The sequence below is a fragment of the Psychrobacter sp. FME6 genome, assembly GCF_014861365.1.
Classification (GTDB): domain Bacteria; phylum Pseudomonadota; class Gammaproteobacteria; order Pseudomonadales; family Moraxellaceae; genus Psychrobacter.
In genome coordinates this window covers 1-25955 of sequence record NZ_RRYW01000043.1, presented here as the reverse complement: position 1 = coordinate 25955, position 25955 = coordinate 1, and the positions used below count along the sequence as shown (strand labels likewise).

Genomic DNA, 25955 nt, shown 5'->3' with positions numbered 1-25955 from the left:
TGGAATTATTTTAGCGATCAGCAGTCCTAATAGATGAATTCTATACAGCCCCTAAGCTACATTGACTTAAACCGCTAGATTTCAAGGGTAATCATAAATTAAAATAGGTTAATGCGATACTATTAGACCTTATGAAAAAGATAAACGCTGGCATAATAGGCAATATATCTATATGTAATTTCTCGAATTACTTACAGTAATACTACTTACATAAAGTAACATTTAGTATATTATAGATAGCAATTGCCTAAGTTTTACCGTAAGCAGTTTAAAACAACAAAGTTAATTAATTAAAATTTTAGGAGCTTATTATGTCAATCAGTTTTTCTAAGATCGCAGCCTTAGCCGTACTATCTAGTGCTGTTGCTCTAACCACAGGTTGTGCCACCAAACGTACGACTTCTGAGGTCGTGGTTGCCCCACTAGGTATCCCATCTGGGCAAGCAGGCTACACTGGTGCAGTTGTCGTCGACAACTCAAATACGGTGATTACTGGCGCTGAAAATCTACAAGCGGTGGTATACTTTGCTTTTGACAGCAGTGAAATCACCTCACAAGCCGCCAGTGTTCTTAACCAACACGCCGCATTGCTAAGCTCAAACCCATCAGCGAGTGTGGTCATCGCTGGTCACACAGATGAGCGCGGTAGCCGTGAATACAACATCGCACTAGGTGAGCGCCGTGCCCAAGCAGCACGTAACTATCTTGCTACGCAAGGTGTTGCGGTAAATAACATTCGTGTTATCAGCTATGGCGAAGAACGTCCTGTTGCTGCTGGTACGACTGAAGACGCCTATGCACAAAACCGCCGTGCTGAGTTGTCTTACTAATCTCACCGATAGCGGTTCACTTCTATTAAAAATAGCCCAGCAATATTATATTGCTGGGCTTTTATTATTGACCATTCTATAATCGCCAAACATCTATTTAAAAACTCATACCAATGTCTATGTCGACGCCCATGCCCATAATAGCCCCAATGCTACATCATATTCGTTACACTCAGCTTGACTGCCAATCTTGGTGCATAACCGCTCAGATTGTCACTGAGCAGCCATACCTTAAGCATAAGCACAAGCATAAACGCGAGCAGCAACGCAGCGGTGTCAGACAACTCTTACAGTTTTTGCTAGATGAGCTTGGAATCGATGACATACTTAACGACGCGCAATTTCCCTATCAGCTTAGCAATAGCGGTTACTATGTATGCTTTAGCCACTCAGGAGATAAAGTGGCGGTCGCTCTAAGCAAATATCGAGCTATTGGCATCGATATCGAAGTGCAAGATATTCCATGGCACGTTGCCGAGCGCTTTTATGACGATAACGAGGTTGCTGCTTTGGCGCAATTAACCAGTCATGAGCATGCCAGTGTTTCTAGATTGCTATGGCAAATAAAAGAGAGCTTTATAAAAATTCATCAATATAAACTGGCACAAGGCTTGGGAAAAGATTACTCTTACTTTATACCTGACTTGATCAATAGCACTAAAACAGAGTCGTTCTTGACTATCATTGCAGATTGCCAAACCGACTATCACCTCGCTGTCTTATCCCCACAACAAACTGTCGTCATTTTTTAGCCAATCTATAGTTAAAATACTTTACAAACGCTACGATACTGCGGGTATAGTTTTTTTGCAGCCTCTGTCTGCATAGGCACAGCAAGCTAGAAAAAACAGTACCTGCAGTACGTGATGTATCGATATTACTTTTCACTAACTATATAAGCATTATTACTCTAAAAAAAACATCACTTTATTTTAGACCAAAAAAAACGACCCTCGAGAGGATCGTTTTTTGCGCTTACTTTTCTTCTAACAACAGCACTTAGGCTGTGATTAGATTAGAAACGGTAAGTTGCGCCCAATTTAACGATTGGGAACCATTCTAACCAGTCTTTATCTTCTAATTCCTGCTCAGCAATCTTAGCAACTTCGCCTGCAGTAGTAACTTGATTTACATTATTTGCATCTGTGTAGTTAACTACGCTATCTGGATCAGCTGCATTAACTGTGGCAGTTGTTTTACCCATATATGCGGCACCGATCTCACCAAACACACCCCAGTTGTTACCGATGTTTGGACGGAAACCAATCGTACCATATGGCGCTAGTTTATTACGATGTTCTAAAGTACCGTCTAAAGTACCAACTGCTTTAGCATTGTATTGCTGACCGTCAAGCGTGAAATTCTTACCATCAGCATTAGCACGCACGTCGATATCGTTGTCAGGTACGATGATACCAGCACCCATAGTGAACCAGTTAGCTGCAGGGCGTAATTGCACGCCTAGGTATGGGTTACTGAAATCGGCATCAACGTCGTAGTTTACGTCGCCAGCATCGAAATCACCGCCAAATAGGTCAGCAACATCGCCACCTGCCCAACCAGCTTGTAGTTCAGTTTTGTCGTTAAGTGCCCAAGCAACGTTCGCACCGTAACCTAATGAACCGATTTCAGCGCTAACAGCTGCTGGATTGATAGCTGTTTGGAAGAAAGTCTTAGTACCACCAACTACAGCACCAGCAGTGTTACGTACTACGCCTGCATCAGCATTATATGCATTAGCTGTTTGTACATTGGCTGGTTCTGCTTCATATGCAACGGCAGCATTGTCGTCAACAACGGCAACTGGCTCTGCTTCATAGGCGACAGCAACTGGCTCTGCTTCGTATACAACGGCATCATTGTCATCAACAACAACAACTGGCTCAGCTGCAAGTGCAGCAGTTGACGCTAAAACAGCAGCAGAAATGGCTGTTAATTTAATAAGTTTCATAAGTACTCTCCTAAAGTGTGAAATAACTCGCCCGTAAAAAATGATAATTCAGTTTTTTTTAAACAATCATTTTGTTGAGCAGATTAAAACAATTTTGGCTCAAAAAGTCACCCCCACAGACGCGCTTTTTATTTGCCATTATGTAAAGATTGCATAGGTATTGTAATAATTGCTACACCAACTGGCAAAACTTGAGATTCCTGTTACACAAAGTTCTCAAAGTAACCGGACAGCGCCGACATGAATATTAAGTAGCTTAACGTTCATGTAAAGGTATTACAAAATATGTCAATATGATGACCTAACCCGTCGTTTAACTCAATGGCTATTATATAGATTATTACTACAGTTTGTTGTGTTTTGTGAGTTGACGTATCTAGTATTGCTTTTATAGCTAAAGCCTTAAACATTCTGGCAGTTCACATAAATATGGTTATATATAAGACCAACCCTTGTCTAAGCTTGAGATTATGCTAAATTAGAGCTAATGGTAAATTTGTTGTAAGACTTCGTATTTATCACTATTGGTCTTATTTATTAAAGCGTTGTAACGTTGTGGTGTTCTCTGTTTTATTCTTTTTACTACTATTGAGCTATTTATATGCCTAAAGTATCGTCGATTACCCGTGTGTTAGAGATTATCGAAGCGGTGTCCTATGCTGCCAAGCCCCTCTCTCCACTTGAGCTGTCTCAAGCGCTCGATATTCCGAAGCCAACCATTCATCGATTGATTCAAAACCTAGTCGACGACGGGTTTGTGACCGTCGATATTGGTGGTGGTATCATTCCTGGAAAGCGCGTGCGCAATCTGAGTGTCGAGCTTTGGCAGCAGCGACTGTTCTTTAATGAGCGGCAAATGATTTTGCAAAATCTGGTCGATGAGATCAAAGAAACTTGCGGCATTGGGGTGCCTTATCAGATGAGTATGATTTATACCAATCGAGCAAAAACGACGCTGCCCATTCAGATTTACCTGCCAGTAGGTGCGAAATCACCGATGTGGTGTACCGCGACAGGTAAGCTTTACTTAAGCCAGTTATCTGCTGCCAGCCGCGCTAAGATACTGCAGGGCTTGCCATTAGACAAATTCACCAAAAACACCATTACCGATATTGATGCGCTAAATGCAGAGCTGGATCGTATCGCAGCCACTGGCGTCGGAATCGACAATGAAGAGTTTATCTCTGAAATGGTCGCCGTATCGGTTCCGATATTGGACAAAAAATCACGCTATCTGGCTTCATTGTATATTCATGCGCCAACCATTCGCGTGTCTTTGGATGACCTTTTGACCCACGTGCCACGTTTACAAAAAGCGGCGCAAGACATCCAATCACTGGTTTACGATCTACAAAGCTAAATTCAAACGTGTTATATAGCCGATTCACTATTAAAAGGAAAGTTTATCCCCGTCGCACGCTATCTGGGCAACCTAAAAAAGGTCTTCGCTACAATAATAGCGAAGACCTTTTTTTATGCTTCTTCCGTCACTCTAAGATATAGTCAGTGAGAAGTAATATCGCTACATCACGTACTGCAGGTAGCGTTTTTAAAGTATTTTAACTATAGTAGCGAGCTATCGTGCCGCCCCATAATGCTAGAAAAGTCTTTATCGCCATTCTCTACCGCGTGAGCGTCATAAAGCTCAGTGGCTCTAGCACCCATAGGGGTATCAACATTGATATTTTTAGCGGTTTGCATGGCAAGGTTAAGATCTTTTTGCATCAATTTACTCATAAATCCACCTTGGTAACCGTTACTCGAAGGTACGTTTTCCATCACTTGCGGGTAAGGGTTATAGACTTCTAATGTCCAATTACGACCCGAACTTTGCAGCATAATATCTGACAACACTTTAGGGTCTAAGCCATTTTTGACACCTAAATTAATCGCTTCTGCCGTGCCCGCCATCAAGATACCCAATAGCATGTTATTACATATTTTTGCCACCTGTCCTGCGCCATGCTCGCCCGCATGAAAGATGTTCTTGCCCATCACACCTAATATCGGCTTGGCTTTGGCAAATCCCTCCTCGCTCCCCCCCACGATAAAGGTCAGGCTGCCTGCAATAGCGCCGCCCGTACCACCAGAGACTGGCGCATCGAGAAAGTCTATGCCAAGCTTGCTTGCGGCTTCTGCCACTGTCCTTGCATCAGCCGCAGCGATGGTACTACTATCAATCACTAGTGTGCCTTTAGGGAGCTGCGCCAATAAGCCTTCAGAGCCCTCATCGCCTAAATAAACAGAATGAACGTGCGTGCCAGCAGGCAACATGCTAATGACGACTTGAGCATTGCTTGCCGCATCTTTTGGACTGGCTGCAACGCGAGCGCCTGATTGCTGTAAACGCTGGGTTGCCTCTTCAGATAAATCATAGACAGATAGCGCATAACCTGCCTTTAATAAGTTCTCCGCCATCGGTGCGCCCATGTTGCCAAGCCCAATGAAGGCGATATCTGGCTTATCAGTATTAGTGGTATTCGTATCCTTTGTATTCATCTCATCATTCCTTGATGGTTGATTGTGTTATTAATTCTGCATTTATTTAGGGCGTGCTCTCTTTAAAATGAGGACACACCCTAGACTTTTTAAATTTAATCGTTATGGTAAATCGCAAAACTCTATTCTTAGCGTACGAGCTGACTGCATAGTGACTCATCGCCCAGCCAGTCCCCAAAAGGATGCTCATCTTTAGCATAAGGACTTACAAAGTGCTGCTCAATATATTCTTGTCCTTCGGCGCTGAGGCACTCTGCCAACGAACGCGACCATTGTGGATTGCGGTCTTTGTCAATTAACAGCGCACGCACACCTTCTTTAAAGTCGGGATTAGCGGCACAATGTACCGCGACATTAGTCTCTAGATACAGCACTTGCTCTAACGATAAATCAGCAACCTTATAATAAAGCGCATGGGTCAAGGCAGCAGTCACCGGACAGCCATGTCGATAGGTAGCCACGGCTCGCTGTGTCCAGCTGTCTGCAGCAAAATCTTTATCTAACTGTGCAAGCGCCTCATCACTTTGTAGCAAAGCATCAATGTCACTCAAACCGCCACTATTCATCAGCTGCTGAATCGGATGCCAGTAGGCTGCTAATTTGCTAGCAGGCAATTCGGCTACCGTTTGTGCTGCCAGTGCGCGACTGACGATATTATGAGCGCTATTGTTATGACCTTTATCTGTGCTATCAGCTCCCGATTGCCAATTACTCTGTTTTAAGCGCTGTATAATGGCATCGTAATCAGAACTGGCAACGGCATACTCTGCAAGATTGGCCAATAGTGCGTCATTACCATTACACATCGCACCCGTTAGCCCTAAGAATAAACCTGTTTTGGCAGGCATACGCTGCAAGAACCAGCTACCGGAGGCATCAGGGAATAAGCCAATGGTAATCTCAGGCATCGCAAAGCGGGTACGCTCAGTGACCAGACGATGACTACAACCCGCCATTAGCCCCATGCCGCCACCCATAATGATGCCATCGCCCCACAGTATTAATGGTTTAGAGTAAAAATGCATTTGTCGGTAAAGGTTATATTCATTACCGAAAAACTCTGTGGCATACGGATTCGGTAGCGGTGCACTGCTAGACATGCTGTCATATAGCTTACGGATATCACCACCTGCACAAAACGCCTTATCGCCAGCGCCTTTTAAAACAACCGCTACCATTTGATCATCACTTTGCCACTGCGTTAACTGTTGCGATAATAACTGACACATCTCAACGCTTAACGCATTGAGCGATTTGGGTGTATTTAGTGTCATTATCCCAATCAGGTGCCCACAATCTGTCGGCTCCGACTCAAACAATACTGGCGCGTCTTGTGCTGTATCTTCTATAGCTGCTGTCATAAAAGTGACCTACAAAAATTAAATGAAAAAATATTATGCTTAAAAATAAAGCAGTAAACTTTACTTATTTTGCCAATTTGGTTTGCGCTTCTCTAAGAAGGCTTGTACACCTTCGCGCTGATCTTCTGTATCGAACAGCTTAACGAAAGCTTCGCGCTCATGGATAAGGTTTTGCGCAGGCGGTGTGTTTCTAGCCGCTTGGATAAGCGCTTTAGAATAGCTAACGGCAACCGGCGATTGCTTAGCGACCTTTTGTGCCAATGCTTGTGCTGCTAATAAACCGCCACCTTTTGCCGTGACTTCTTCGACTAAATCAATACGTAATGCGGTCTCTGCATCGACGCGCTCACCGCACAATATCATGCGCTTTGCCCAGCCTTCACCGACGAGAGCCGTTAGATTTTGCGTGCCGCCTGCGCATGGCAATAAGCCCACACCAGTCTCTGGCAATGCCATTTGTGCATGCGCTTCTGCGATACGAATATCACAAGCCAGCGCACATTCAAGTCCACCGCCCATCGCATAGCCGTTGATAACCGCGATACTGACGCCGCGATAGGCTGATAATGCTTCGAACGCTTCGCCAAAAGCAATCGCCATACTGATCGCGCGACCTTTATCACCGTCGGCAAAATTGTTCAAGTCGGCACCCGCTGAAAAGAACTTTTCACCATCGCCATGAACGATTAAGGCATAAATATCATCATTAGCATTTAGATCAGCAACCAATTGCTTAAGCGCCTTTAGACTGTCCATCGTCCAAGTGTTGGCAGGTGGGTTATTGAGTGTGATTGTGGCGGTATGACCGTCAATCGATAAGTTTAAGTTAGTGTAATCCGTCATAAAACATCCTTATTATAATTTTTATAAAATCGCTTTATTGATAAATTCGAATAAGCAAATTATCTATTTATATAAACTGCTTAGCGTAACTGACTTAGCGCATCGTCTTGTAGCAGCTGACGTGAAACAATCACGCGCATGATTTCATTGGTGCCTTCTAAAATTTGATGCACGCGTAAATCACGGACATGGCGCTCAAGTGGATATTCGTTTAGATAACCATAACCACCGTGTAACTGTAGAGCTTCGTTAGCGACATCGAAACAAAGATCAGTCGATAATCGCTTGGCCATCGCACAATAAGTAGAAGCTTGCGCATCCTTATTATCGACTTTATTAGCCGCTAGATAGAGCATTTGCCGTGCGGTAATAGTTTGAGTCAGCATATCAGCCAGCTTAAACTGTACTGATTGTAAGCTGGCAATTGGGCTACCAAACTGGCTGCGCTCTTGCACATAATTGGTCGCTGTCTCAAGTGCTGCTTGCGCGGTACCAACTGCACAAATCCCAATATTAATTCGACCGCCATCTAAGCCCTTCATGGCGATACGAAAGCCTTGGCCTTCTTCGCCAATGAGATTCTCTGCTGGCACTTTGACATCTTTAAAGCTAATGGTACGCGTTGGCTGCGCTTTCCAGCCCATTTTATGCTCGTTTTTGCCATATTCGATACCAGCGCTGTCGGCATCAACCACAAATGCTGAAACGCCTTTGGGTCCTGCAGCGCCCGTACGTGCCATAACCACCAACACATCGGTTGAGCCTGCCCCTGAGATAAAGGTTTTTTCACCATTAAGCAGGTAATACTCGCCTTGCTTATCGGCTTTAGTACGTAGAGAAGCCGCATCAGAGCCAGCATTGGGTTCGGTTAAACAATAGCTGCCAAGCCATTCGCCACTGATCATGTTGGGCAAATATTTTTTGCATAACGCGTCGCTACCATATTCACCAATCATCCAGCCAGCCATATTATGAATACTCATATAGGCAGCAACAGCCGTATCACCCCATGCCAACTCTTCAAAAACCATAGCAGAATCTAAGCGTGGCAAGCCCAAACCATCATATTCTGGATTGGTATACAGTCCCAAAAAACCAAGCTCACCTGATTTCTTAATCACATCAATTGGAAAATGTGAGGTGCGATCCCACTCAGCCGCGTTTGGCTTTAGCTCTTTTTGCGCAAACTGACGGGCAGTTTGACGAAAGGCGATTTGGTCATCGGTCAATGAAAAATCCATAGGGTCATCCTTGTGCGTGCATAGCAAATATGGTGGAGAGAACGTTATAAGCCGTCAGTCTAATGTGGTTTATACAGTGTTGTATCTACAGTATAGCAGCGGCATAGCGACAATCATAAAATCAGGCTTTTCCTAAAAAATACTAAGCAATATTAACGCTATGCTGCCAATATAAATGATTAACGTTAGATTGAAATAGTGGTATTAACGCCGCGGCTTGCCTCATCATCAAACCAACGCGCAGTGACTGTCTTGGTTTGCGTATAAAACTGAACGGCTTGCTTACCATAAGGACCTAAATCACCAAGCTTACTAGCGCGTGAGCCTGAGAATGAGAACATCGGTAGTGGCACAGGAATCGGCAAGTTAATACCGATTTGACCGACCTGTACATCTTGTTGGAATTTATGCGCGGCAGCCCCTGATTGAGTAAAGATTGCCGTGCCATTACCATGTGGATTGGCATTAAGTAGCTCAATCGCTTCATCTAAGCTATTGGCGCGCATAATACATAATACAGGTCCAAATATTTCTTCTTTATAAATTTGCATATCCGCAGTGACATTATCAAAAATCGTTGGACCAACGAAGTTACCTTTCTCATAACCTTCGACCGTAATACCACGACCATCAAGCAACAAGCTTGCCCCTTCTTCTACCCCTGTACCAATCAAATGCTCAACACGCGCTTTTGCGGCAGGCGAAATTAGCGGACCTAAGTCTTTATCATGTTTACCCGCTGAGACGATTAAGCCTTCTGCTTTGGCTTTGATGTCATCAATCCATTCACCAGCGGCACCGACAAGAACAACGACAGACAGCGCCATACAACGTTGACCGGCAGCACCAAATGCGGCACCTGCTAGCTGATTGAGTGTTTGCTCTTTATTGGCATCAGGTAAGATAACGCCATGGTTTTTAGCGCCCATCATACACTGGGCACGCTTACCTGCTTGACTGGCACGCTCATAGACGTGTTTACCGACGTTGGTAGAGCCAACGAATGAGACAGCTTTAATATCTGGATGGTCACAAATTGCATCGACGGTTGCTTTGCCGCCATGCACCACGTTAAGCACCCCTTCAGGGACACCCGCTTCGATGGCGAGCTCTACCAGACGCATCGTGACCATGGGATCTTGTTCAGATGGTTTTAGGATAAAAGTATTACCCGTGGCAATTGCCATTGGGAACATCCAAAGTGGAATCATCGCTGGGAAGTTAAACGGGGTGATACCAGCACAAACACCTAATGGCTGCCAAATACTATAAGTATCGACGCCTGAAGCAACGTTTTCTACAAAATCACCAATCTGCAAGTTAGCAATACCTGCTGCATGCTCGACCACTTCTAAACCACGGAATACATCACCACGCGCATCGGCAATGGTTTTGCCTTGCTCTGCGGTCAAGGTTTCTGCCAGCTCGTCCATGTGCTCACGAATCAGGGCCTGATATTTCAAAAAGATGCGGGCACGGGTGGTAATGGGCGTTTTGCGCCAGGTTTGAAAAGCGGTTTGGGCCGCAGCGACGGCTTGATTAATTTCATCATCCGTCGTTTGCGGGACTTTAGCGATAACTTCTTGAGTGGCTGGATCGGTAATATCAATCCATTCGTTAGTATTAGAATCAACGAATTGACCATTGATGAGCTGCTGAACGTGATGCATAAGATATCCTTATCTTGTTTGCAAGACTACCATTTAACGGTGTCTTTATATTCTTAAGAGTGAGTAAAAACCATAAGTTTTCATCAATAACTTTTAATTTTAAAATGATTTATTTCGTATCGTTATTGACTATAACAATAAACCAATTTTAGGGTCAAGCGTTTATCTAACTTTTATCAAGGTTTATGTGAATCAATTAAAATTATACTTAATTAAGAAATAAAAAAAGCCCATGGTTGTTCATGAGCTTTTCTTTACTGAAATAAGATAATGATAAAAGTTTAGCTTATCAATAGTCTTTCATAGACTTTTTAATAGCATCAATCGCTACGGGATTGTCAAGCGTTGACATATCGCCTGTCTCCTTGCCTTCTGCCAAAGCGCGAATAGCACGGCGTAGGATTTTGCCAGAGCGAGTTTTTGGCAGTGCTTGCGGAAAGTAAATCGCTGCTGGTCTTGCAATACCGCCAAGAGACTTGACTACAGCGCCAATCACTTGCTGCTCGATACGGAAGCGGTTTTCGGTGGTCGCGACCTGTTCGTGGTCTTTTAGGACACAAAACGCGATGGGCAGCTCGCCTTTTAATTCATCTTGAATACCCACAACAGCACATTCTGCCATCTGGGGATGGGTACTAATCGCCTCTTCAATTTCCTGGGTGCCGAGTCGATGACCAGCGACGTTAATGACATCATCAGTACGACCAAGAATATGGAAGTAACCATCCTCATCAACGACGGCATAGTCTGACGTTGAATATTGATTGCTGTCCGTTAGGCTAAAATAGCTGTCGATAAAGCGCTTATCATTACGCCAAACTGTAGTCAAGCAACCGGGTGGCAATGGTGCACGAATCGCCAGCAAACCTTTTTCGCCAGCTGCACACGCCTCGCCAGTTTCTTCATTAATTACTTGGGCATCATAGCCATACATTGGGTAACCGGGTGAGCCTTGTTTGTGCGGCTTATCATTGAATTTAGGCGTATTGCTTAAAATAGGCCAGCCTGATTCGGTCTGCCAATAATGATCTAAAATTGGCACACCCAAATGCTTGGTTAGCCAACCGGCAGTCGATTCATCAAGTGGCTCGCCTGCCAAAAAGAATGATTTTAAACTAGAAACATCGTAGCGCGTCATCCACGTTTCATCTTGCTTTTTGAGCATACGCACACCAGTCGGTGCGGTGAATAGAATATTGACCTTATTGGCTTCTACAATTCGCCACCAAATTCCTGGATTTGGTCGATGCGGCAAACCTTCATACATAACACTGGTCATGCCAGCGAGCAATGGCGCATAAATGGTATAAGAGTGCCCAACGGCCCAGCCGATATCGGATATCGCCCAAAAAGTCTCGCCCGCTTTACCATCGTAGATATAATCCATCGACGTAGTCACTGCCACCGCATGACCGCCGGTGTCACGCTGTACCCCTTTTGGCGTACCAGTCGTACCTGAAGTATAGAGCAGATACGAAGGTGTATTGGACTCTAGCCAAACTGGCTCAACAATAGCATTGGCGTCGCAGCTGATTCGGCGTTCAGTGGCATAATCGACATCAATATCTTTTCGCTCAAACGGTAAAATACCGCGGTTGACCACCATCACATGTTCAGGCTTGACCGTAGCTTGCTCAACACCTTGGTTGACTAGGCTTTTATAATTAATGACTTTGCCACCACGCAGACCCGCATCGACGGTGATGACCATTTTTGCTTCGGCATCATCCATACGAATGGCTAAATTATGCGCGGCAAATCCGCCAAATACCACTGAATGCACCGCACCAATGCGCGCACACGCGAGCATCGCATATGCCGCCTCTAAAATCATTGGCATATAAATAATGACGCGATCGCCTTTTTGAATACCCTGACGTTGCAATACATCGGCAAAGTAATTAACTTCTTTATAAAGATCATTATAGGTTAGGCGGCGCTTGGTATAGTCCGTATAAAGCTCAACGTTATTGCCCAAGTCGTTAAAGGCATCAACGACGGTTGGAAAGGTTTCTATCAATTCTTGATTAATCTCTGATGATAACCAAATAAAAGCATCTTGCTCTGCGCGTTCTTCAAGATGACGATCAACACAGTTATAGCAAAGATTGGTCTCGCCACCGACAAACCATCTAGCGAAAGGCAGATTGCTGTCATCAAGGATTTGCTCAGGCGCTTTATGCCAGTAGATACGTTTTGCTTGCTGCGCCCAAAAATCCTCACGATTATTGATTGAATCATGATATATATCGGCAAAATTTTGGCTAGTATCAGATGATGTTTGAGAGGTTGGATCAGATGCCTGATTAGGGTTTTGATTAACAGCTTGGCTGCTGCTTTGATTAATAGTTTGCTCGCTCATAATGGCTGTCCTTAGCGTAAACGATGGGTGATGCAATACGGCCTTATTAGATAATATCATAATATATAACTGGCAATCCTTGCCAGAAATAATAAACCGATACACAACGTATCGGTTTAAAATGTAACAGAGCTAATGGTAAAGGTCAACTATTAAGCGTGTAATCTTCTTAGCCCATAATACAAAATAATTAGACCTATCTAGGGCGTGTCCTCAATCTCAGGTCTACTTATCATACATCTCACGCATCACTTTTTTGTCGTGTTTACCGACAGAAGTCTTTGGTAGCTCATCGACAAACTTAAACTGACTTGGTACACCATACTTAGGAATAATACCGCGTGTCACAGCCTGCTCAGCCAGTGCTTTGATATCCTCGGCTTTGGTATCCTGACATTCTGGTTTGAGCACTACCAATGCTAATGGACGCTCGCCCCACTGTTCATCGCGAATACCAATCACCGATACGTCAGCCACCGATGGATGCAGCGATAGAATCGTCTCAATCTCTAATGAAGATATCCATTCGCCACCCGACTTAATCACGTCTTTGAGACGATCGGTAATTTTAATATAGCCGTCAGGGCGTACATAAGCGATATCTTGGGTATGCATATAGCCACTTTCCCACAGCTCTTTACCGGCATCGTCATTTTTAAGGTAGCTTTGGGTCAACCAAGGCGCTCGTAATACCAGCTCACCGGTATTGTCTTTACCCGTACCAACCGGCTCATTGCTAGTATTCCATATTTGGGCGTCAACCATTAGTACCGGCTTACCTGTCATACAACGACGAGCAATATCTTCTTCCTCAGACATCTCAGGCTCATTGAGGCTGAACTCAGTCAAACTAATGAGCGGCGCTGTCTCAGACATACCGTAGCCGGTGTAAACTTCGATATCTTGCGCCATGGCAGCCTTTGCCAAACCTTCGGTCAACTTTGAGCCGCCAATAATCATTTTTAAACCATTAAAACTGGCGCCACGATCCTGCGCCTCTTTGAGTACCATCTGCAAAATCGTCGGTACACAATGGGTAATACTTACCTTTTCATTGATAATCAAATCCATCAATACATCAGGAGCATAACGACCCGGATAGACTTGCTTTAAACCAGTCATGGTCGCGGTAAACGGAAAACCCCATGCATGAACGTGGAACATTGGCGTCATCGGCATATAAACATCACCATAACTGACACCCTGCTTATTGGGTAACATACCAAGGGTCGCCACTTCCGCCAAGCTGTGTAACACCAATTGACGATGGCTAAAAAACACACCTTTTGGATCGCCTGTGGTGCCTGAGGTATAAAAGGTGGTAGCAATGGTATTTTCATCAAAGTCTGGGAAATCAAAACTGTCATCAGCAGCTTCTAATAAAGCTTCATACTCTCCTACTACGCGGTTTTGGTTGCCACCGAATACGCCTTCGTACGACGCGCCATTATCATCAAGCCAAATAATATGCTCAATGCTTGAGTTTTCAAACTGATAGTTTTTGACCAATGGCGCAAACTCAGAGTTGAGCATCAGTACTTTGGGTTTAGCATGGTTGATGGTATAGAGGATTTTTTCTGGTGACAGGCGAATATTAACCGTCTGCAAAATATACTCCGACATCGGTACCGCAAAGTACGACTCAAGATATCGATTACTGTCCCAATCCATGACTGCCACCACATCACCAGCAGCAAGATTCAGATTTTCTAAAACATTCGCCAAACGATTAATACGATTAAATAAATCTTTATAAGTGAGGCGTTTTTTGTCGGCATAAACAATCTCTTGATCGAGCGACACTGTTTTGGCACGGTTCAGTAGTTGCTTTACGATTAAAGGATAATCGTATGCAGAGGGTGCGCTATGATAAATATTTGACATAAATTTGACGTCCTTGTGGGTTATTTTGGTTAATTCCAATGGCTTTTATAGCGCATCGCTTTATTATCGTTTAGCCTTATTATTCAGCCTTATTACTTAGCATGGTTATCATTATTTTGAATAAAGCACCTTTCGATAGTAGGAAAAAACCCAGACCATGTAAAGCCTGCTTGCGTAAGTATCATACGACTATCAATTCGATAACTATCATTTAAATATTGTTGTGATTGTGATATATCAAACTAGGGCGTGTCCTCATTTTGAAAATGGTGATAAAAACGAGATAAATTGCAGTCAAACAAGGAAAATAGCACAGATAATATCAAGATATTAGCCAGCTATTTGACACAGTTTGGCAAGATTTAGCCATTTTTAGCCCATTTAGTTGATTTCGTTCAGATTGAGGACATGCCCTAGTGATAAAAACACCTTTAAAAGATCAAATTAATTCGTGCGGGCCCTTGTTTTTACCATGCCAACGCTGGCGATTAGTAAGGCCAGCACTTGTACAAATAACAACAACCACACCGTGAGCGACCATTGCCCACGCGCGTAGACAATTCCGCACAACCATGCACCCATAGTGCCGCCAGCGTAGTAACCCATATAATATAAACCAGAAGCCAAGGAGCGACCTTTTTTAACATTCACCGCAATATAACTGATGGTCGCAGCTTGGGTGACAAATACGCCCGATGACATAATGGCAAGCCCAACGATAATGCCCCATAATGGCGTCACAAGTGTGAGTAGCACACCAATCATCGATATCACAACCGCTACTCGAACGGTACGTGCTGACCCAAATCGGCGTAGCAAGGTGGTCGATAACGGCGTGATGATAACCCCAATTAAATATACGGCAAAAATATTGGCAAGCGCGCCCGTACTTAACTCATAAGGCGTACCAGCAAGATGCAGATTGATAAAGGTAAAACAGCCCACTAGCGAAAAAAGTACACAAGCGCCCAATAGGCAGGCAGTCACTACATAACGATTGGTCAGGTGCTCACCGAGTGTTTGCATTGCCGAACGAAAATTTGGATTAGCCATAAAGTGCCGTGACGATGGCAGCATCTTACTTACCCACAGCGCCCCTATTAAGGTCATGGCTGCCATAACATAATAGCCTGCACGCCAGCCAATAAGCTCATGTAAATGCCCAAGTATAAACCGTCCTAGAAACCCACCGAGTACCGAACCTGACACATAAAACGACATCAGCTCGGTGACTGCACTGCCCTCGAACTCTTCACCAATATAAGCAATGGTCACCACCGTAATACCGGGTACAGACAAGCCCTGCATAAACCGCCACATCCCCATCCAGCCAATACTGGGACTTTGGGCGATCAAAGCAGTGGGTATTGCTAAAAACAACAATGCCCCAACGATAAAAGATTTGCGGCCAACGGCATCAGACAGCATCCCCAAAAACGGTGACATGATAGCAATTGCCATCACCGTGGCACCAACAACCATTCCTGCTTGTACCTCGGTTGCAGACAGATCCATCATTAATACGGGCAAAATTGCCTGAATAGAATAAACCTGCAAAAAAGCAAACATACCAATCATGCAAATTGTCAGTTTTAATATCCATGAAGGCGCATAAAATGGCAGCTGATAATCTGGATCCGTTACCGTCTCTGTATCAGACGCTCGGCTATGATGGTTTATTTGGGGGTTATTTTTGGTTTCATTATTTGTATTATTCAAAATAGTACTGACTGTATTGGATGCCTTTTTTAGCTAGGCTAGATAGACATGGATGATGGGAGTAAGACGATAGTATCTGAGCTTATGCTCAAGATAAAACGATGCGTGACTTATTATTTTATCACATCATCTACTAGACTCAGGTTTCGGTGTGTTATTGGCGTTGTGTTATTTATAGTGGCTTCACTTTAAAACCGAGACGAATGCTACTGATTACTCTCAACACTGGAGAGGTGACTGTTATTTTTGACAGCTAATGGATTACTGTCTACTATTATTCCGCCTGCAGAAAAACACAACTTACCAATAACAGATTATCTATCATGCTAAAAAATACTGTTTCCCCACGCTTGATTACCGCTATAAGCGCACTGCTTTCTTCTATCAATGTGTCGGCGGTCACGTCAAACGAAGTAACACAAATCAAAGTTTTACCAAAAAAAGCATTGCCAATCAAAGAACTCTCAACCAAAGATTCCGCCTTTAAAGTATTAACCAAATCTTCAGTAGCAACAACGTCGAACTGTATTACTGATAGCGTCATTACTGCGACTGAGCTTTCAGACACCCGCGATAACGGTCCTTTTTCTGTGGCTCGCAAGCATGTGCCTCGCCAGTTAGCAAACGGCTTTGGTGGTGGAACCATTCATTATCCAACCAATGCTGGCGGCTGTGGTCTGTTAGGCGGTATCGCGGTGATACCCGGTTATGTGTCTTACGAAGCCTCTATCAAGTGGTGGGGACCGCGCCTGGCTTCTTGGGGGTTTGTGGTTATTACCATCAACACCAACTCTATCTATGACGATCCAGACAATCGTGCAACTCAATTGAGTGCAGCCCTCGATCACATTATTGATGACAGCACGGTTGGCAATCAGATAGATAGCCAGCGTTTGGGTGCTATTGGCTGGTCAATGGGCGGTGGCGGTGCGCTTCGTTTGGCAACAGAGCGCAGTGCCGTTCGTGCCATTATTCCGCAAACGCCCTATCATAATAAAGACTATGCCGACATGGACACACCAGCGCTGTTTATTAGCTGCCAAAATGACCGTATTGCTTCCAATAAGAAACATAGCGATGTCTTTTATAGCCATGCGTCTGGGCCTAAAATGAAGATAGAGATAAAAAACGGCAGTCACTTTTGCCCGAGTTATCGCTTTAATGAGATATTACTCAGTAAACCTGGCATAGCCTTTATGCATCGTTATATTAATAATGACACCCGCTTTGATAAGTTTTTATGTGATAATGAAAATTATAATAATAGCCCGCGCATCTCGGCTTACGACTATAAAAACTGTTGATAATCGGCTGATTATATATAAATAAACATTTTCTAATTTTTACACATCTACATTACTTCTATCTTTTTTATTATAGACTTTGCGTGCTTAAAAAAACATAATCAAAAGCGTCAATGTCAATCATCAGCATTCATCACTAAAATAATTTGATAAAATAAATTCTAAGGATAAGTATCAATGAGCGATAAAATACATGATTTGGGGTCAGGTTTTTGGAATATACGCGGCTCATTTCGCATTGGTGGTGTCTTAAATATTGGCACCCAGTGCTCACTAGTGAAGCTAGACTCGGGGCGCTTTGTATTTTTGGACAGCTACGCGCTCACTGATGAGGTACGCAATAAAATCATGGCATTGACCAATAATGGGCAAGATGTCGAAGCGGTACTAAACGTACATCCTTTTCATACCGTTCATTGTGCGCAAATGGCAAAAGACTTCCCGCAAGCGACATTTTATGGCAGCAGCCGTCATCATAAAAAAATTCCTGAAGTACAGTGGGCAGACGATTTGGTCGAAAGTAATGCTGTCGCTCAGCGCTACCCTGAGCTTGAGTTCTCAATGTCAGAGGGCATCCATTACATCTCACCCAATGAGATGATTCATGCAGGCTCACTATTGGCATACCATCCTGCCAGCCAAAGCCTACACGTCGACGATACTTTTATGAGCCCACCGATGAAGCTATTAGAGGCGGTACTGCCCGAGCTAATACTACACCCAACGACCAAAAAAGCACTAAAAAATGAGCCAAACGCAGGTAAGCAATATTGTGATTGGGCAACCCATTTGGCCCATGAATGGCGCGATGTGCGCAACTTCTGCGCTGCACATTCGTACTTAGTGACGTTTAACACAGGTGAGTTTGAAGTGGCACTATTAAAAGCGATTGATAAAGCTCGTCCAAAGTTAGAAAATGCTTAGCTTCTGACGTATGCTACCAATGTAGAAAAGAAAGAAGGTTGCCAAATGAAGTTGCCAAGTAAAATAACCCCCATAAGTTGGACAAACTTATGGGGGTTATTTAAATAATGCTACTCGAAATAAATTACGCTCGAAACAGTAATGTTGTCAGCTCATCCTGATTATTAATAATATCTGCCAATGTATAACCCTCAAGGACTTTAAGAAATGCGGTTAGCGCCTCAAAGAACACCCCTTTTAGTTGGCATGCTGGGCTAATCACACAGCCTGATGATTTATGCTTTGTTTCATCGATAAGGGTGATCGGCAGGCCTGCCGAATGCACATGACGACCGTCATTACTACCATCATTCTCTGGTGTCGCAAAGCACTCGACCAAATCAAAATCAGGTTCTATCTGTTTAATCAGTACGCCCAAATTGATGTCTTTAGGCGCACATGCCAAGCGTATTCCGCCATTCTTACCGCGCACGCTCTCTATATAACCCAGCTGACCCAATTGGTGAATAATCTTGGTCAAATGACTTTTAGAAATACCATAACTATCGGCAATATCACTGATGTTTGCGAGTAATGGTGGCTCTGGTCTCACGGCTAAATAGATTAACGAGCGCAGTGCATAATCACTATAATTGGTTAGTCGCATTTATGTGCGCTCCTATTTCATATAAATTTTTCAAATATTTATCGGCCTAAACTCCGGCATTTAAACCTTATCGTACTCATAGAATCGTATCTATGCCACATAAATTCAAGTAGCCAGTAAATCGATCTTGATAAAAAGAGTCGCTTTTTGGCAACGGTAGCATTACAACGCTCTAGCCAAACAAACCATCGGGTCTAGGACGCGCCAGCAGCGGCAAATAACTGATACAAAACAGCACGAAGCAAGCAATCCATGCGCCTTGAGCAATCATAATCCATAATAGATAATGACTCATATCGGCTAGTGGCAACAGCACTCGGCTAACAAACACCAGCACCATCAAACCATACATAAAGTTTACCGTTTTGGGTGGCTGATGAATGCTGCGTCCCGTATGCCCAAGCGAGACCCGGGTCATCATCGCTACCGTCATCATCCCCACACCAGAAATCGCCAGCCCATGCATAGCCATACTATGAGTATAGCCTAACCACGGTTGTAGCGCGTACAGTAAGAAACTCAAACACATACCCAAGAACGCGATATATAGCGACCAAAGCAATGGTTTTTGCCAAATCCTGCGATGGTACCACCCTACTAAGCGAACGATATTAACCACTGCGACGCCAAGCGCCGTAATCGTCAGCAAGTACTTATTAGGGTAAAATAAATCACTGATAAAAAAGGCTAAAAAGAACAATAAGCTTGCGACATCTTGTACGTTACTATTACGCAGCTTAATGACTTCCGTCGTCCCCATACTCAGACCACGCTCAATAAAGAATGGCACCACGCGGCGGCCAATAGTCAAAACCAAACCAATGATTAAATAAAAACCCAGATAGATGCCTATTTTGGTCATATTCATATCGGCATTGATAACACCCCAATAGCAAAGCCCATTACCGAGGGTTAGTAATACCAGTTTTGCTAAGATACCCATTTGCTTGTATTGCTTAACCTGTAATACCGCTCGTGATATCACCCATGCCATGGTGCCTATAAATAATAAATCAAACACTGCCGCTGCATATAGCAACGATATACTGCTACCAGCAACCGTCAAGCCAAGCCCAAAGCCTATCCAACCAAGACGTCCCAGCAACCAACAGCCAAATATGCCCAGTAGCTTGTAGCCATGCGGCATCATTACCCCTGTCCAAGTCTTCACCGCGGTCAGCAAAAACCCTGCGATGACCGCCAATGCATAACCATAAACCATCTCGTGGCCGTGCCAATACAGCGGATTTAATACTTGTGCGTCAATATCTGTATGACCCGTAAATACAAAAGCCCATAGCACCATTGTTAACACCGCAAATAGCGCGGCAGCACTAAAAAATATGCGAAAGCTCAAATTAAGAATAGGGTGTGGAGAGCTAGGTGGCTTGCTAGGTAAACTGATTGATTGCATAGCGATCTTCTTAGGATTGATTTTGTCTTAGTTTTATCGTTAACTTCGTAACATTCATTTTAAATGAATGTTACAGATTATTCAATCTGTTTAACACTATATAGTTGATGTACTTTAACATAGCCCTGCCAGTGCCATGGCTGAATGTTCAACACGCCCTAGCCATTTTTTAATCCATCTAGATGTCCACCGTTTGAATTGGGGGCACGCTCTAGGTTATTCTAGTCATAAGCATTGACACTCGTCAACCTGACTGCTTAAATGGTTTATACTTAGGAGAATGTCATGACTGAAAAACACACTTTGACTGAAAGGCATAAAATCATCAATAAATTTTTGATGAAACTGACCAAAGAAGCGCCACAGATGTATTATGCCCCGACATCTGAAGTCGCTCGCAGTATCCATATCATGATAAAAGAGCACACCAACCGCTTATCGGTAGAAGAACAAGCGCTGGTCAAGCATATGACTATCGAAGAAATTCAGGATACCTTAGGCTTTCATTTGTAAATAAAAACGCAAGAAGTAGCATAACACCCTCTCTTATGGATAAAAAAATACTGCCATTATGGCAGTATTTTTTTATATTCAAGCGCTAAGCCACAAGCCAAGAATACAGGCTTAAGACAGGCAAGCTTGGAATGACCAATCCTAAAACGCCTAACATTAGAACAGATATAGTTGATTCACTTTAAAAGCGATACGAGTACTACTGGAGTAAATTTTTCGCAGCCTCTGTCACGCAAGCAAGAGAAATTTATAACAGTGGCACTTGGCTAACAACGTATCGACTTTATTTAGAACTACCTATAGCTACTAGAATGGATAGTCGCGTGGCTCATGTTGCATCGAAATCCAATGCGTTCTGGTGAATTCTTCTAGTACCCACTCACCATTGAAACGGCCAATACCTGAATTTTTCTCACCGCCAAATGGTACGTTACTTTCATCGTTCACAGAGACATCGTTGATATGTGTCATGCCCGCTCTAATGCCACGAGCGAAGCGCAACCCTTTTGCCATATCTTTTGTGAACACAGCGCTAGACAGACCATACATGGAGTCATTGGCTATCGATAGTGCATCATCTTCGTCTTTGGCACGAATGATGCCAACCAATGGCCCAAACACTTCATGGCGTGACAAATCCATCTCTCGGGTGACATTGGTAAAGATATGCGGAGGCACTAGCTGACCTTTAATCTCACCGCTCAATAGCATTTTGGCACCTTCTTGCTGTGCTTTAGCGATTTTGTCTTTGAGTGATTCAACTTGTTTTTCATTGATGATTGGACCGACTGCCGTGTCTTTTTTGTTAGGATCGCCAACGTTTAAGGTTTTAACATGAGCCAAGAAACGCTCAACAAAATCATCATAAATCTCATCTTCAACGATAATGCGATTGATAGCGATACAGATTTGCCCTTGATGGAGAAACTTACCAAAGACCGCTGCTTTGACCGCTTGCTCAATATCAGCGTCTTTTAGTACCACAAATGGACTGTTGCCCCCTAATTCAAGCGCTACTTGCTTGATGTAATCACCGCCATTGGCCAGCTCGCCAATATGCTTGCCGACTGAGGTTGAGCCAGTGAACGATACCAAGCTTGGGATATCATGGGTCACGATAGCATCGCCTATTTCGCTACCAGCACCAACGACGACGTTGAGCAGTCCTTTTGGCAGACCTGCCTCTTCAAATACTTTTGCGAGCAGTAAACCACCAGTAATTGGCGTATCACTTGCGGGCTTTAATACGACTGCATTGCCAAGGGCTAATGCTGGCGCGATAGAACGCTGGGTCAAATGTAGCGGGAAATTCCATGGGCTGATAACGGCGACGACTCCGATTGGCTCACGATAAATGAAATTTTCTTTGCCAGGGGTGTTAGATGGGCGAATCTCGCCATGCACACGGTTAGGGAAAGTTGCAGCCTCAAGCGTAATCGCCCGCGCATTACCAAACTCTGCCAGCGCTTTAATGCGCGTGCTGCCAGACTCTTTGATAAGCCAATCGACAACTTCATCTTGACGCTGATCTAAGATATTGACCACGCTATATAGAACAGAAGCACGCTCGATTGGGGTTTTTTGCGCCCATTCTTTTTGTGCTGCATTGGCGGCTTTATAAGCCTCATCCAGCTGCTTATCCGTGGCTTGCTGAATCTCTACTAGCGTATCGCCATTGTATGGATTGACATTGGTATTGACGCTATCATCTTTACCGCTTTGCCACTCCCCTGCGATATATTGCAGGTGAAAATTCTTATAAGCATTGGCTTTAGTGCTATTGGTATCAGTTGACATAATTATCCTTATTTATTTATTTGTTTTTTTGACTTTAAATGAAGCTTTATAGCTAGCAAATCAAAACGCAACTTGCTAGACGACTGGTCTAATGCTACCATAGAGGCACTAAAAGCGAGAAGCATTTGTCATTAAGTATTGTTGAAAAACGTAACCTTAAAAGTAATCTTAAAAAATGCCCGCTTATAATCAGCTTATAAATAAAGACAAGATCTAAGGTTAATAGAAGTCTTAATGAATCACATTTATACCATCTAAACAACCTTATACTATCTAACATCCTAGGAGGACATTACCCGTATGTCTGCTCAATCAACCACCATTGCACCCGATACAAAAACCCACTTATTAGAAATAGGCTATCAGCTGATCGCCAAAAAGGGTTTCACGGCTGTCGGTATCAAACAGATACTAGACACAGCAGGTGTACCTAAAGGCTCGTTTTATCATTACTTCGCCTCAAAGGAAGCTTTTGGGGAAGCCATTATCAGTCACTACTTTACCAATTATAAGGCGCGTTTAGATAGCATTGCCCATCAGAACGTCGATGCTCAGCAAAAGCTCTACAATTACTTTCAGAACTGGTATGACACCCAGCAAAATGGCTGTGATCATGAAAAATGCTTGGTGGTCAAGCTTAGCGCTGAGGTAGCTGATATGTCAGAGCCCATGCGTATAGCGCTCAATGCTGGCTATCAGCAAACCATCGCTTGGCTTAGCGAACAAATAAAAGCGGGTTGGGCAGACAACTCTGTACCGCAGCCTGAAAATATAGCGGCCGAAAGCATGGCCAAGCGCTGGTACTTTGCTTGGCTTGGCGCCAGCTTAATTGCCAAAATCAGTCAAACCAATACTCCGCTTGCAGAAGTATGGCAAATGACCACCTCACAAATGGGACGCTAATGCTATTAGCAACATTTTAGCGATTCATCAGTACACGACACAGCCTAAAATAATCGAGTTATAAGAGAGTTTTGTAAATACTACTAGACGACTGGTCTATTTAATGTACAATGCCTCCAGATGCAAAAAACGAAATGGCTAATTTGCTACTGACATTTTTGCGACTCATATACTTAATACACCTCTAATAAATTTACAATTAACATTAGGATTCTTATGAATAACTTTCAATATTACAATCCAGTACGTATCGTCTTCGGTGAAGAACAAATCAAACAACTTTCAGACTTAGTCCCAACTGATGCCCGCGTACTTATCACTTATGGTGGCGGTTCAGCACAGCGCACAGGCACACTAGACGAAGTAAAAGACGCGTTAGCAGCGAGCGGTAACCGTGAAGTGAGTTTGGTGGTATCGAGCCAAACCCCGAGTTCACTACCCTATTGAAAGCTGCTGATATGGTCAATGAGCACAATATCGACTTCTTACTCGCGGTCGGTGGCGGCTCAGTTATCGATGGCAGTAAGTTTGTCGCGTTGGTGTCTTCACTAACCGAAGACAACGGCGCTGTCTCACGTGATAAAGCATGGGAGGCACTCACCAGCTATTGCAAAAATATCGATTCTGCCATCGACTTGGGCGCAGTATTGACCATTCCAGCCACTGGCTCTGAGATGAATTCGGGCGGCGTGGTCAATCATAGCGAACGCCAAGCAAAACTACCCTTTGGTAACCCATTAGCTTTCCCTAAATTCTCGATTTTAGATCCGACTAAAACCTTAACACTACCTAAGCGTCAAGTGATGAACGGGGTTGCTGATGCTTTTGTCCACGTCATTGAGCAGTATTTGACTTATCCCGTCAATGCCAAAGTACAAGATGCCTTTGCCGAAAGCTTGCTTAAGATTTTGATTGAAGAAGGCGCAACGGTTAAAGCGGATCCAGAAAATTTAGAAACACGTAAGAATATTATGTGGACGGCCACGATGGCGCTGAATGGTCTAATCGGTACAGGGGTTCCACAAGATTGGACGACGCATATGATCGGTCACGAGCTGACTTCACTACACGCTATTGACCATGCACGTACACTGACGATTGTCTTGCCATCTGTGATGCGTGAGCTCAAAGACAGCAAAAAAGACAAGCTATTGCAATATGCACGTAACGTCTGGAATATTGAAAGCGACGCCAGCCAAAATGACGACGATGTTATTGAAGCCGCTATTGTTAAGACTGAAAACTTCTTCCGTGAGCTTGGGTTGCCAGTAAGCTTAGCTGATGCAGAATTAGATGAGTCAGCCATTGATCCTATTATTAAACAGCTAGAAGCACACAAAATGGTCAAGCTGGGTGAGCACGGTAAGAATGACTTAGCAGTATCGCGCCGTATTCTACAACGTGCCGTGACTAGTAAAGCATCTTAAGAAGAAACACCGTAGTAATAAGCAGTACATATAGCCATGCTATTTATGGCAATCATTCAGTACTTAGTAATCATTCAGTACTTAGTACAGTAGATTCAATTTAAAACTTAGATTAACACATGAAGTGCAATACCAAATGTGAGGTGAAAAAAAGACCTAGATGCGCTAGCATCAAAGTTTTTATCCACCGACCAAAGTGAGATTGCAACCATGAACTATACACATCTAAGCCTAGGGGAACGATACCAGATTTATGCCCTTAAAGGGGCAAAACATAGTATTAAATTTATAGCGAGGGCGTTAAACAGAAGTCCCAGCACCATATCAAGAGAGCTTAGGCGTAATAAAAGCCTGCGAGGTTACCGAGCTAATCATGCTCATAACAAGGCTTGTGACAGACGCTCTAACAATGCTTTCACTATCATCGCTGATGTATGGGATTGGGTCACAGACAAGCTAAAAGACAGCTGGAGTCCTGAACAAATAGCCGGCGTTCATGGTGGTATTAGTCACATGAGCATCTATCGCTATATCTGGCGTGACAAGAGACAAGGCGGCACGTTATGGCAGTGTCTCAGACGCAAAGCCAAACCTTACCGTAAGCGACTAACGGCTGAGACCCGAGGCCGTATCAATGACAGAGTCTCGATTCATGAGCGCCCTTGTA

20 protein-coding genes and 1 pseudogene are annotated in these 25955 nt (G+C 43.7%); 9 read left to right on the top strand and 12 right to left on the bottom strand.

Annotated features, from left to right (window positions below):
- The first annotated feature begins 311 nt into the window (after positions 1 to 311).
- Positions 312 to 830 (top strand): peptidoglycan-associated lipoprotein Pal, encoded by a 519-nt coding sequence (gene pal / locus EI162_RS08010; RefSeq protein WP_192523854.1) that lies wholly within the window; start codon positions 312 to 314, stop codon positions 828 to 830.
- A 131-nt stretch (positions 831 to 961) separates the two neighbouring features.
- On the top strand, positions 962 to 1582 hold the full coding sequence (locus EI162_RS08005; RefSeq protein ID WP_225736931.1) for a 4'-phosphopantetheinyl transferase family protein: 621 nt from the start codon (positions 962 to 964) through the stop codon (positions 1580 to 1582).
- A 263-nt stretch (positions 1583 to 1845) separates the two neighbouring features.
- Here EI162_RS08005 and EI162_RS08000 read toward each other — a convergent pair whose 3' ends face one another.
- Entirely contained in the window at positions 1846 to 2781 is a 936-nt protein-coding gene (locus EI162_RS08000; RefSeq protein ID WP_192523853.1) for a hypothetical protein, read from the bottom strand.
- Between the two features lie 601 nt (positions 2782 to 3382).
- Between EI162_RS08000 and EI162_RS07995 the strand changes: the two genes are divergently transcribed.
- The gene (locus tag EI162_RS07995; RefSeq protein WP_192523852.1) at positions 3383 to 4141 is read left to right on the top strand and encodes an IclR family transcriptional regulator; all 759 of its coding nucleotides are present in this window, start codon (positions 3383 to 3385) and stop codon (positions 4139 to 4141) included.
- Between the two features lie 203 nt (positions 4142 to 4344).
- On the opposite strand, the gene mmsB is transcribed toward EI162_RS07995, so the two are convergent.
- The 8 genes from mmsB to EI162_RS07955 form a co-directional block, all read right to left on the bottom strand.
- Positions 4345 to 5280 (bottom strand): 3-hydroxyisobutyrate dehydrogenase, encoded by a 936-nt coding sequence (gene mmsB / locus EI162_RS07990; protein WP_192523851.1) that lies wholly within the window; start codon positions 5278 to 5280, stop codon positions 4345 to 4347.
- A 128-nt stretch (positions 5281 to 5408) separates the two neighbouring features.
- Positions 5409 to 6641 carry an enoyl-CoA hydratase/isomerase family protein gene (locus tag EI162_RS07985; RefSeq protein WP_192523850.1) on the bottom strand — a complete coding sequence of 411 codons (1233 nt, stop codon included), beginning with the start codon at positions 6639 to 6641 and terminating at the stop codon, positions 5409 to 5411.
- 60 nt (positions 6642 to 6701) lie between these two features.
- Positions 6702 to 7484 (bottom strand): enoyl-CoA hydratase, encoded by a 783-nt coding sequence (locus EI162_RS07980; protein ID WP_192523849.1) that lies wholly within the window; start codon positions 7482 to 7484, stop codon positions 6702 to 6704.
- 80 nt (positions 7485 to 7564) lie between these two features.
- Complete coding sequence (locus EI162_RS07975) at positions 7565 to 8725, bottom strand: acyl-CoA dehydrogenase family protein (protein ID WP_192523848.1); 1161 nt, start codon at positions 8723 to 8725, stop codon at positions 7565 to 7567.
- A 185-nt stretch (positions 8726 to 8910) separates the two neighbouring features.
- On the bottom strand, positions 8911 to 10395 hold the full coding sequence (locus EI162_RS07970; protein WP_192523847.1) for a CoA-acylating methylmalonate-semialdehyde dehydrogenase: 1485 nt from the start codon (positions 10393 to 10395) through the stop codon (positions 8911 to 8913).
- A 289-nt stretch (positions 10396 to 10684) separates the two neighbouring features.
- Positions 10685 to 12757, bottom strand: coding sequence for a propionate--CoA ligase (locus EI162_RS07965; RefSeq protein ID WP_192523846.1), 2073 nt, complete (start codon positions 12755 to 12757; stop codon positions 10685 to 10687).
- A gap of 225 nt (positions 12758 to 12982) precedes the next feature.
- A complete protein-coding gene (locus EI162_RS07960; RefSeq protein ID WP_192523845.1) occupies positions 12983 to 14641 on the bottom strand; it encodes a fatty acid--CoA ligase in 1659 nt (552 codons plus the stop codon).
- Positions 14642 to 15085: 444 nt separating this feature from the next.
- Entirely contained in the window at positions 15086 to 16210 is a 1125-nt protein-coding gene (locus EI162_RS07955) for an MFS transporter (RefSeq protein ID WP_225736932.1), read from the bottom strand.
- 473 nt (positions 16211 to 16683) lie between these two features.
- On the opposite strand from EI162_RS07955, the gene EI162_RS07950 reads away from it, so the two are divergent.
- Positions 16684 to 17664, top strand: coding sequence for a dienelactone hydrolase family protein (locus EI162_RS07950; RefSeq protein ID WP_192523844.1), 981 nt, complete (start codon positions 16684 to 16686; stop codon positions 17662 to 17664).
- 177 nt (positions 17665 to 17841) lie between these two features.
- Entirely contained in the window at positions 17842 to 18588 is a 747-nt protein-coding gene (locus EI162_RS07945) for a hypothetical protein (RefSeq protein WP_192523843.1), read from the top strand.
- A 124-nt stretch (positions 18589 to 18712) separates the two neighbouring features.
- On the opposite strand, the gene EI162_RS07940 is transcribed toward EI162_RS07945, so the two are convergent.
- Both EI162_RS07940 and EI162_RS07935 read right to left on the bottom strand, forming a co-directional pair.
- Positions 18713 to 19234, bottom strand: a complete 522-nt coding sequence (locus EI162_RS07940) for an Rrf2 family transcriptional regulator (protein WP_192523842.1) — start codon at positions 19232 to 19234, stop codon at positions 18713 to 18715.
- A 172-nt stretch (positions 19235 to 19406) separates the two neighbouring features.
- Entirely contained in the window at positions 19407 to 20648 is a 1242-nt protein-coding gene (locus tag EI162_RS07935) for an NnrS family protein (RefSeq protein ID WP_192523841.1), read from the bottom strand.
- A gap of 285 nt (positions 20649 to 20933) precedes the next feature.
- Here EI162_RS07935 and EI162_RS07930 point away from each other — a divergent pair, with 285 nt between their 5' ends.
- Positions 20934 to 21161, top strand: a complete 228-nt coding sequence (locus EI162_RS07930) for a hypothetical protein (protein WP_192523840.1) — start codon at positions 20934 to 20936, stop codon at positions 21159 to 21161.
- A 306-nt stretch (positions 21162 to 21467) separates the two neighbouring features.
- Here the strand turns inward: EI162_RS07930 and EI162_RS07925 are convergent, their stop codons facing one another.
- Positions 21468 to 22958 carry an aldehyde dehydrogenase family protein gene (locus EI162_RS07925; RefSeq protein WP_192523839.1) on the bottom strand — a complete coding sequence of 497 codons (1491 nt, stop codon included), beginning with the start codon at positions 22956 to 22958 and terminating at the stop codon, positions 21468 to 21470.
- Between the two features lie 300 nt (positions 22959 to 23258).
- On the opposite strand from EI162_RS07925, the gene EI162_RS07920 reads away from it, so the two are divergent.
- The 3 genes and pseudogenes from EI162_RS07920 to EI162_RS07910 form a co-directional block, all read left to right on the top strand.
- The gene (locus EI162_RS07920; protein WP_192523838.1) at positions 23259 to 23861 is read left to right on the top strand and encodes a TetR/AcrR family transcriptional regulator; all 603 of its coding nucleotides are present in this window, start codon (positions 23259 to 23261) and stop codon (positions 23859 to 23861) included.
- A 216-nt stretch (positions 23862 to 24077) separates the two neighbouring features.
- A pseudogene (locus EI162_RS07915) lies at positions 24078 to 25288 on the top strand (iron-containing alcohol dehydrogenase).
- 210 nt (positions 25289 to 25498) lie between these two features.
- The coding region (locus tag EI162_RS07910; RefSeq protein WP_192523837.1) for an IS30 family transposase at positions 25499 to 25955 on the top strand (457 nt) is incomplete at its 3' end.